Source organism: Aerococcus sp. UMB1112A (assembly GCF_030230715.1).
Taxonomy (GTDB): Bacteria; Bacillota; Bacilli; order Lactobacillales; family Aerococcaceae; genus Aerococcus.
Map to the genome: position 1 here is coordinate 1 of NZ_JASPDS010000007.1, position 10,318 is coordinate 10,318.

Annotated in this window: 8 protein-coding genes; 4 read left to right on the plus strand and 4 right to left on the minus strand. The window is 46.9% G+C overall.

Annotation, left to right across the window (positions count from 1 at the left end):
* Nucleotides 1–139: 139 nt before the first annotated feature.
* The 3 genes from QP860_RS05295 to QP860_RS05305 all read right to left on the minus strand — a co-directional run bounded on the left by QP860_RS05295 (nucleotide 140) and on the right by QP860_RS05305 (nucleotide 5,757).
* Nucleotides 140–1,003 carry a pyridoxamine kinase gene (locus QP860_RS05295; protein WP_070616830.1) on the minus strand — a complete coding sequence of 288 codons (864 nt, stop codon included), beginning with the start codon at nucleotides 1,001–1,003 and terminating at the stop codon, nucleotides 140–142.
* 11 nt (nucleotides 1,004–1,014) lie between these two features.
* Nucleotides 1,015–3,429, minus strand: coding sequence for a leucine--tRNA ligase (gene leuS, locus QP860_RS05300; protein WP_070616829.1), 2,415 nt, complete (start codon nucleotides 3,427–3,429; stop codon nucleotides 1,015–1,017).
* Between the two features lie 357 nt (nucleotides 3,430–3,786).
* Nucleotides 3,787–5,757, minus strand: a complete 1,971-nt coding sequence (locus tag QP860_RS05305) for a muramidase family protein (RefSeq protein ID WP_284878566.1) — start codon at nucleotides 5,755–5,757, stop codon at nucleotides 3,787–3,789.
* 176 nt (nucleotides 5,758–5,933) lie between these two features.
* Here QP860_RS05305 and mnmM point away from each other — a divergent pair, with 176 nt between their 5' ends.
* From mnmM to QP860_RS05325, 4 genes are all read left to right on the plus strand, one after another.
* On the plus strand, nucleotides 5,934–6,518 hold the full coding sequence (mnmM, locus tag QP860_RS05310; RefSeq protein ID WP_070616825.1) for a tRNA 5-(aminomethyl)-2-thiouridylate-methyltransferase MnmM: 585 nt from the start codon (nucleotides 5,934–5,936) through the stop codon (nucleotides 6,516–6,518).
* Nucleotides 6,505–7,185 carry a hypothetical protein gene (locus QP860_RS05315; RefSeq protein WP_070616822.1) on the plus strand — a complete coding sequence of 227 codons (681 nt, stop codon included), beginning with the start codon at nucleotides 6,505–6,507 and terminating at the stop codon, nucleotides 7,183–7,185. Before mnmM ends, QP860_RS05315 begins: the two co-directional genes overlap by 14 nt.
* 114 nt (nucleotides 7,186–7,299) lie before the next feature.
* Nucleotides 7,300–7,998: a RadC family protein gene (radC, locus tag QP860_RS05320; protein ID WP_070616821.1), complete on the plus strand. Its 699-nt coding sequence runs from the start codon at nucleotides 7,300–7,302 to the stop codon at nucleotides 7,996–7,998.
* Nucleotides 7,999–8,178: 180 nt separating this feature from the next.
* Complete coding sequence (locus QP860_RS05325) at nucleotides 8,179–8,379, plus strand: cold-shock protein (protein WP_067975685.1); 201 nt, start codon at nucleotides 8,179–8,181, stop codon at nucleotides 8,377–8,379.
* A 106-nt stretch (nucleotides 8,380–8,485) separates the two neighbouring features.
* On the opposite strand, the gene glmS is transcribed toward QP860_RS05325, so the two are convergent.
* Nucleotides 8,486–10,294: a glutamine--fructose-6-phosphate transaminase (isomerizing) gene (glmS, locus tag QP860_RS05330; RefSeq protein WP_284912305.1), complete on the minus strand. Its 1,809-nt coding sequence runs from the start codon at nucleotides 10,292–10,294 to the stop codon at nucleotides 8,486–8,488.
* Nucleotides 10,295–10,318 lie beyond the last annotated feature (24 nt).

Consider the following 10,318-nt stretch of genomic DNA (forward strand, 5'->3'; position numbering starts at 1 on the left):
ATGAGAAAACGTTTACTAACGATTTCTCATAGTTCGTGAAGTGGATGTCAGGCCTGACTTTTGGAGCAGGTTTTTGAGAAACGTTCGCTATTTAAAAAGAGGTTGGAACTTTTGTCCCAGCCTCATCATCTCATTTAAGTTATGCATTTGCTTTTTTTTCTTGGCGGACCATGGCAGACAGGTCACCGAGCAAGGTCTCAAAGGCCAAACCTTCCCGGTCCACATCAGGTTCATCAATGGAACGGGCCAAGGCCTGACTAACCTTCCTGACTGCTAGAGCAGAAGCATCAGCCAAGCTAAAGCCATTGACCAAAGCTCCCACCAAGATACTACCAAAGATATCCCCTGTGCCATGAAGTTTGCGACCAATAAAATCAGACTGTTTGAGCCCTTCTTCATCCTTATCGGCATCATAATAATGGGCACCGGTTTGCCCCTCCCCATCATAGCCTGCCCCCGTTAAGACCAAAGAAGTCTTCTTAACCTGGTTGCAGGCATGGACGAATTGCTGGAAGAGCTCATCTTCAACTAAGCCTTCTTGATAAGGCAAGCCATAAATCAGGCTGGCCTCCGTCTGGTTGGGCATAATCAAATCAGCAATATCGCATAAGCTGCGCATCTTATCGGCATAAGCCTGGTCAAAACCAGGATAGAAAGCCCCATCATCGGCCATAACTGGGTCTAAGTAGAACTTCCCCCCTTCAGTCAGCAGGTCCGGAAGGGTCTCTAGTAAGAAATCGATCTGCTGGATATTTCCCAGGTAACCGACATAGACTGCATCGAACTTAAGGCCGTAAGTCTGCCAATTTTTAACAATTTTAGGCATTTCCTGGCTGAGGTCGAGATAGGTATAATTCTCAAAACCAGGTCCAGTATGGGTGGACAAGAGGGCCGTGGGAAGGATAGTCCCAGTCAACTCCATACTAGAAAGGATAGGCAAGGCAACAGTGGTTGAACACTTACCATAGCAGGAAATATCATGAACAATTAAAACCTTTTTCACACAATCTCCCCTTAGTTGGCCACAATATTAACCAGTTTATTTGGTACGGCGATCACTTTGCGGATGGTTTTCCCTGCGATCTCAGCTTGGATCAGTTCGTGAGCTTGAGCGCGTTCAGCCAATTCTTCTTTCGGCAAGTCTGCAGGCACTTCATCATGGGCCTTGATCTTACCATTGACTTGATAAACCACTTCAATTTGGTCGTCTGCCAAGAGGCTTTCATCATATTCTGGCCATGGCACATAAGAAATACCAGCTTGGCCAGTCAAACGTTCCCAGAGCTCTTCGCCCAAGTGAGGGGTAATTGGTGCAAGTAATTGAACAAAGCCCTTCATGTATTCAAAAGGTAGGGCTTCTGCCTTGTAGGCTTCGTTAATGAAGACCATTAATTGGGAAATTGCTGTATTAAAGTGCAATTTCTCAAAGTCTTCTGTGACCTTCTTAACGGTTTGATGGTAAACCTTGTCTAGTTCGCCCGTATTAATGGTTGTGATCCGGTCGCGCAGCTCGCCTTCTTGGTCGATCATTAAACGCCATACCCGGTCTAAGAACTTGCGGGAACCTGCTAAGCCTTCTTCACTCCAAGCGATAGAAGCATCTAGAGGGCCCATAAACATTTCATAAAGGCGGAGGGTATCTGCCCCATAAGCTTCCACCACATCGTCAGGGTTCACCACATTGCCTTTTGATTTAGACATCTTTTCATGGCCTTCACCCAGGATCATCCCTTGGTTGAAGAGTTTTTGGAAGGGTTCCTTGGTTGGGACAATGCCTAAGTCGTAGAGGAATTTATACCAGAAGCGGGCATAGAGCAAGTGGAGAACCGCATGTTCTGCCCCACCGATGTAGAGGTCCACATTGAGCCAGTAGTCAGCTGCTTCTTCGCTAATCACGGCTTGGTCATTATGAGGATCACAGTAACGTAGGAAGTACCAAGAAGACCCTGCCCACTGTGGCATAGTATTGGTTTCCCGTTTGCCCTTCATCCCTGTTTCTGGGTCTGTGACATTGAGCCAATCTTCAAAGTTAGCCAGAGGAGATTCACCTGTCCCACTTGGTCGAATATTTTCGCCCTTAGGTAAGAGCACAGGCAGGTCTTCTTCCTTAACTGCTGTTGTCGTTCCATCTTCCCAGTGGATAACAGGGATGGGTTCGCCCCAATAACGTTGGCGTGAGAAGACCCAGTCGCGTAGACGGTAAGAAACCTTGGCTTCGCCCGCGCCTTTTTCTTCCAAGACTTCAATGGCTTTCTGGATGGCTTCTTCCTTATCTAGACCATCTAATTCAGCGGAATTGATATGTTTACCGTCACCGGTATAAGCTTCTTCATCGATATTGCCGCCTTCAATGACTGCTTTAATCGGAATATCGAACTGCTTAGCAAATTCATAGTCCCGGCTATCGTGAGCAGGAACAGCCATAATAGCACCGGTCCCGTAAGACATCAGTACATAGTCCGCAATCCAAACTGGAACCTCTTCTCCACTCAAAGGATTTATCGCATAAGCACCCGTAAAGACGCCGGTTTTTTCCTTAGCTAGGTCAGTCCGTTCCAGGTCCGCCTTGTGAGAAGCTTCTTCCACATAAGCTTCAACTGCTTGGGCTTGGTCAGCCGTCGTAATCTTCTTCACTAAGGGATGTTCAGGGGAGAGCACACAGAAAGTTGCTCCATATAGGGTATCTGGCCGAGTAGTAAAGGCTTCAAAACTTTCATCACTATTCTTAATTTGGAAGTTGACTTGGGCCCCTTCTGACCGACCAATCCAATTGCGCTGCATTTCCTTGATGCTTTCTGGCCAGTCGAGGTCATCTAAGTCTTCTAATAAACGGTCCGCATAAGCCGTAATCCGTAGCACCCATTGTTTCATAGGACGGCGCACGACTGGGTGGCCCCCCCGTTCGGAAAGTCCGTCGATGACTTCTTCATTGGCGAGCACAGTCCCTAAGGCCTCGCACCAGTTGACCATAATTTCATCTTCATAGGCCAGCCCCTTCTCATAGAGCTTAGTAAAGATCCACTGGGTCCACTTATAGTAATTGGGGTCCGTCGTGTTCACTTCACGGTTCCAGTCATAACTAAAGCCGAGTGATTTAATTTGATTCTTAAAGGTTTCAATATTTTGTTCGGTAAATTGGGCCGGATCATTCCCCGTATCCAAGGCATATTGTTCAGCTGGCAAACCGAAAGCGTCCCAGCCCATAGGATGGAGCACATTATAGCCCTGGGCCCGTTTCATCCGTGAAACAATATCTGTGGCTGTATAACCTTCTGGGTGACCCACATGGAGGCCAGCCCCAGATGGGTAAGGGAACATATCCAAGGCATAATATTTAGGCAAGGAATGGTCCTCTAAAGTCTTAAAACTGTCATCTTCTTCCCAATAGTCTTGCCATTTCTTTTCAATTTCTAAATGATTAAATGTCATCTTCTTCTCCTTTTCTATATCGATACAAAAAGCCCTAGCAAATTTTGCTAGGGCGTCTTTTACGCGGTACCACCTAAGATAAAACAACTTCTCATGGCCTTAACGCGGACGAAACGCCATAGCTTCGCCAGTCGCTTAGCTATGGAGGTCTGTTAGATGAGTTCAACAAATGCCATGATATGCTCCCAGCTAACGCATACTCTCTTGACATGGCAAAATTGCCTACTACTTCTAACCCTTTTATCATATGGACTCATTGTATCACAGGATCGTCTCCCATGCCAAGGCCAAGTTTCTTCTCATAAAAAAGCCAAGCCCAAGTTAAGGACCTGGCATCACAACTTCTCTCGCCTCAGCCTATTTACCAGGAATGGTTAAGCTTTGACCAGGCAGGATCAGTGAATCTTGTTTCAAATTATTAGCTGCTAAAAGCTCATTTAGCCCTACCCCATGGTTAACTGAGATCCGGTAGAGATTGTCTCCCGCCTGGATAGTGTAGGCTTGGCTTTGAGCTGCGGCTGGACTGCTACTTGTTTGGCTTGGGCTGGCCGCATTGACTGACGCTTGGGCTGGAGTCTGTGCTTGGCTACTTGCTTGAGCTGGAGCTGCCTGGCTAGTCACTGCTTGAGAAGCAGGAGCAGCTTTAGCAGGCGATTGGCTCAATTTCAATTCTTGGCCGACATAGATGTTAGCCCCAGTGAGTCCATTCAATGCCTTCAATTCTTGGACCGTCATGCCATTAGCTGAAGCAATCCGCCAGAGGGTATCACCCGCCTGAACCTTATGCCCGATAGCAGCCGGTGTCGTTTGGCTAGATGGTGCTACAGGACGGCTTGTCGCTGGTGATTGTGTCGTTTGCTTAGCGGTCGTCTGACCACCAGAAGTGGAGAAGACTTGGCCTGGATGGATTAAGTTAGACGATAAGCCATACTGCGCTTTAAGAGCTGAAACAGTCGTTCCTAGATTACGAGCAACGGTGTAAAGGCCATCACCTGGCTTAACCGTATAGGACTTGCCAGTCGACTGGCTACTTGCTTGCTTAGGCGTTTGCTGACTTGGCGCTGGCTTAGACGCTTGGCCGGTATTGGCAGACCCTACACTGAAAACTTGACCTGGATGGATTAAGTTTGACGTTAAACCATATTGGGCCTTGAGAGCAGAAACGGTCGTCCCTAAGTTTTGAGCGACTGTATAAAGACCGTCGCCTGGCTTAACAGTGTAAGATTTCCCAGCAGATGGCGTATTTGTCTGCTTAGTAGCTTGACTACTTGAAGCTGGCTGATTCTTTTGAGTGCTAGTGGAGGCTCCCACGCTGAAAACTTGCCCTGGATGGATTAAGTTTGAAGTTAAACCATATTGGGCCTTGAGGGCAGAAACGGTCGTCCCCAAGTTTTGAGCGACTGTATAAAGGCCGTCGCCTGGCTTAACAGTGTAAGATTTCCCAGTAGATGGCGTATTTGTCTGCTTAGTAGCTTGACTACTTGAAGCTGGCTGAGCCTTTTGATTGCTAGTGGAGGCTCCCACGCTGAAAACTTGCCCTGGATGGATTAAGTTTGACGTTAAACCATATTGGGCCTTGAGGGCGGAAACAGTTGTCCCTAAGTTGCGCGCCACTGTATAAAGGCCATCCCCTGGTTTAACCGTATAAGACTTGCCAGTACTTTTCTTTTGACTAAGGTTTTGACGGGCTTGGGTCTTAACGGAAGCTGTACTGCCTCCTTGGTCATAGGCAGTCAGGCCATACGTTTCGATCAAGTTGTTTAGCTTGGGACCATAAGAGGTATCCGTCGCATAGCGGCCGGTTAGCCAAGCTGTCGCATCACGATAGGAGTTGGTATTCGATTTCCATGCCCCACTGTAGAAATTAGAGTTAAAAGAAGGGCCGTTCTTCAAGAGACCCACATAGTCAATTAAGGACTCACGATAAGATGGATAAGCTCTAAAGCCGTCACGGATCCCATAATAAGAACCTGAGCCATTATCTTCAAGGGTATTCATCACGACTGAATTGCCTTGGTAGTTTCCTTTGATACCGAAGAGATTGTTATAAGGTGCTTGAGATAAACTACTTGATCCCCAGCCTGATTCAAGGACGGCTTGAGCAATCATCACAGAAGCATAGAGATCATTTTGACCTGCAAGTTCGGTGGCATGGGGAATCACTTTGTTTAAGAATTGATTGCTTCTGGTCGAAGTGGCTGTGACTGCGACTTGGTCTGCAGACACGGTTTCTGTTAGGTCGGCACTGACTGCTGCCACAACAGCTGCAGACCCACAGATTAAGGCACCAGTTTTCAAAAGTTGAGCTTTATTTAATGTCAATTTCAACGTGTCAGCCTCCTGTTTAAATTTACTTGTTTCTATTATAATTCAAATCTAGCTAAAATGGGGTGGATTTAATAAAAGTATGGACTTTTAATATTTGTAACCTTTTTGTAATCTAGGAGGAAATGCTATAATAAGCCTAAGCTTTGAACTCCAATTTAGAATCGAGGTTGCAATTCATGCATAATATTATCCAAATCTACCACCACATCATAGAAGAGAGCCTAAGTCCCGGTATGACAGCGCTCGATGGCACTGCTGGAACAGGCCAAGATACTGCCTTTTTAGCTCGTCTAGTTGGCCAAGAGGGTAAGGTCTATGCCTTCGATATCCAAGCTGAGGCGATCCAACGCAGCCAAGAACGCTTAGAAAAAGAAGCATTGGACCAGCAAGTGACTCTCATCCAAGCGGACCATGCCTGCTTGGACCAGTATTTGCCAGAAGGCCTTGCTGTCGATCTGGCTTGCTTTAACCTAGGCTACCTGCCCGGTACGGACAAGGCCATTATCACGCAGGGCCAATCAACTTGTCAAGCCTTGGATCAATGTTGCCAGTATCTTAAAGCAGGGGCTAAGATTCTTGTCGCCGCCTACCTAGGACATCCAGGAGGTATGGAAGAGTATGAGACGGTCTGCCAACACCTGAGCCAGTATCCTCAGGAGGCTTTCAATATTAGCCAAGTTCAGTTCATTAACCAACGCAATCTCCCACCCCGGCTGATTATTATTGAAAAGAGAGGAGGAAATGCGCATGACAATCATTAAAAAGCTAGCTAATTTTAAGGTCTATAGCTTGGTTTTAGCCAGTCTATCAGCCCTAATCCTGGCCTTCCAAGTGGACCAGTGGCGCTGGCAAGCCTGGGCCTTGATTTTGCCCTTCCAATGGCTCTTAACCGAACTTTTCTATTGTTTTACAGACGGTAAAGAACTTAGTCTAGTCAAGAACATCAAGGGGCTCATCCTTGCCGAAGTTCTTGTCTGGCTGCTCTTCATATTGGCCTATTTTGAATTTGGTTGGCCGGTTCCTCGCCTCCTCATCCTCTCCTACCTTTTAGTCCACTCCAGCCTACTCAGCCATAAACTGGTCAAGTTAATGCCCCACCTGGCCTATGTTGCTAGCCTCATCATCTATACTTACCTTATTCTCTATACGAATAGCCAGCTAGTTAGCCACCAATACACCGCTTTCTACCTCGCCCTCTTTCTAGGCCTGGCTGCTCTCTTCACGCGCTCGGAAGTCCAAGATCCTATCTTTGTTGGTGAAAAGAGCTTCTATCGATTCTTGGGCATTCTTAGCCTCATCTCGAGTTTGATCCTGGCTAGCTTTCTTCTTCCTCAAGGCGCTTGGTTTATCCTCATCGCCTATCTTCTCGCCCTCCTTATCCAGTACGACCACAAACAGGCTCTCAAAAAGAGAACTGCTAATCAATAAAAAGTTTTGGGTCTCCTCAGCCATAGCTGGGGAGATTTTTGTTTTTATCTTTTTGATATCTCACTTGATGAATTAATGGATCGATGGTTTATATATCTATAAGGAGGCAGAAAAATGACAGATAACTTACCCCTCATTCTTCAATTCAAAGACCTTGATAAAGAATCCCGGCCCCGTGAACGACTGATTGCTGGTGGAGCTGAACGCCTTGCTGATTATGAATTGTTGGCTATCCTCTTAAGAACAGGAAGCCGCCAAGCCTCGGTCTTAGACTTAGCCGTGCGCGTCCTGAAGTATTACGAAAATCTCTATGACCTGCGTTATGCGTCCATCGAAGAGCTCACTAAGATTCCTGGCATTGGCCAAGCCAAGGCGGCCGAACTTCTGGCTGCCCTTGAATTTGGCAAGCGGGTCAACCAAGCCCAGTGTCCAAAATTTGGTCAGATTGGTTCTAGCCAAGAGGCAGGCAACTGGTTGCTCAATGAGATGCGCCACTACAAACAAGAACATGTCTTGGTCCTCTTTCTAAACACTAAGCATGAAGTAATCCGCCAGCAGACCATCTTTATTGGCTCCTTAAACATGAGCGTGGCCCACCCCCGAGAAATCTACCACGCAGCCGTTCGCTGCTGCGCAGCTCGCATTATCGTTGGCCATAACCATCCTTCAGGCAACCCCTCTCCTTCCCAGGCTGATATCGACTTTACCCAGCGGCTCCTAGACTGCGGCAGCTTACTAGGCATTGACCTACTCGACCATATTGTGGTAGGGAGTGAAGACTTTGTCAGCCTACGCGAGTTCGGTATTTTTTAAAATAAATCTAAATTGGGGTCTTATGATTTGCCCAACTTATAAACTACTGATATAATACTAGTCAGTGACCTTTAGGATTTTAATTTAAAAGTTTTAACTAGCATTAAAACGGCTAATTTTTCCTCTTAAGCTTCACTAAATATTTTATTGTGCCAAGGCACAGGGAGGATTTTATATATTATGGAACAAGGAACAGTTAAATGGTTTAACCCAGCAAAAGGTTTTGGCTTCATCGAACGTGAAGGTGCTGACGATGTCTTCGTACACTTCTCAGCTATCAACGATGAAGGCTTCAAAACACTTGAAGAAGGTCAATCTGTTGAATTTGAAATTGAAGAAAGCGACCGTGGCCCACAAGCGGCTAATGTCAACAAATTATAATTCTTCAAAAGGGCTCTCAGGAGCCCTTTTTTATGCCCAAAAAGGCCGCAGGAGAAGGTACTAAGCCCTTTCCTGCGGCCTTTTTCTAAATTTATTGCTACCTCGTCTATTCAACGGTTACGGATTTGGCTAAGTTTCTTGGTTTATCCACATCATAGCCTCGTTCAATGGTGGCGTAATAAGCGAGAAGTTGAGCGTAGACAATGCTCACCAACGGCAAAAGACACTCTTCTACCTGCATCACCAGCAATTGGTCCCCCGGTTTTTGGCAATTTTCGCTGGCAATATGGATAACTTGAGCCCCGCGCGAGCGGACTTCCTCCACATTACTCCGCACCATTGCAGCCGTTTTCTCTTGGCTAATCAGCGCAATGACCGGCGTTCCTTCCTCAATTAAGGCAATGGTCCCATGCTTCAATTCACCAGCCGCAAAGCCCTCAGCTTGGATATAAGAAATTTCCTTTAATTTAAGGGCTGCTTCCAAGCTAGAATAATAGTCCAATGACCGCCCAATATAAAAGGCAGTCGATTGGTCGGCAAAATACTGACGGGCTAGGTCATGGCAGCGGTCTTTCTCACTCACAGCTGCTTCCATGGCCTGGGCCACCCGTCCCAATTCCTGCTTCATGTCGAAGGCGAGCTTTTCGCCTTTTGCTTGGGCCAAGGCATCGGCAAGAATGGCCAATACCGCAATTTGTGCTGTGTAAGCCTTAGTCGAAGCAACCGCAATTTCTGGTCCCGCATGGAGGAGGAGGGTATCGTCCGCTTCACGCGACAAGGTAGACCCTGGCGTATTGGTAATCGTTAAAGAAGGATAGCCTTCTTCATTAGTCTGAACCAAAACTTGCCGGGAGTCAGCAGTTTCCCCAGATTGAGAGATATAGATAAAGTAAGGCTTCTCACTCAATAAGGGGCGGTCATAGGCAAATTCCGAGGCGATACAAACCTCAACCGGAATCTTAGCCAAGGATTCAATCAAGGCCTTACCCATTAAGCCAGCATGCATCGAAGTCCCCGCCGCAATGATATAGAGGCGGTCGGAAGCTTGGATCTTTGCCAGAATATCAGAATCTACACTTAAATTCCCCTGGTCATCACTGTAGGCTTGGACAATCCGGCGTAGGACTGCGGGTTGTTCATCGATCTCCTTGAGCATGTAATAAGGATAGGTTCCCTTCTCCAAATCATCCGCATTGAGACGGGCAGTGTAAGCTTGCCGTTGGACCGGCTGACCAGCTGCATCTTGGATATGGTAGGCGTCGGCTTCCAGGTCAATGACCTCTCCATCATGGATTTCTAGGTATTGGTCGGTCAATTGAATGGCCGCCATAGCATCAGAAACCAAGCAATTAAAGCCTTGACCGAGCCCCAATAAGAGCGGACTCTTGTTCTTAGCCGCGTACAAATGATCAGGATTCGTTTTATCCAAGAGCACAAAGGCATAAGAGCCCTCAACTTCTTTTAAGGCACGTAGGAAGGCTTCCTGACCGGACAGCTGATCTTTTTCGGCGAAGTAAGCGATCAGTGCAACGACCACTTCCGTATCCGTTTGGCTCTTAAAGGGATAATCTGCTAGATATTTTTCTTTGACTTCCTGGTAATTCTCAATCACTCCATTGTGCACGAGGCTAAAACGGCCATCCGCAGATTGATGGGGATGGGCATTGGCCTCGCTAGCCACACCATGGGTCGCCCAGCGGGTATGCCCAATCCCAGCACTTGCTGACGGGTCAGCTTCGACCTTATCCCGCAAGGCTTGGATCGGTCCAGCTGCCTTAAAAAGCCGACCTTGACCTTGAGAATTGACAGTAAAAATCCCTGCTGAATCATAACCTCTGTACTCCAGACGTTCTAGTCCGTTTAAGAGGGCCTCTGTGACGTCCCCCTGACCAATAAATCCAGTAATTCCACACATATAAATTTCCTCCTAAAGTTTAGA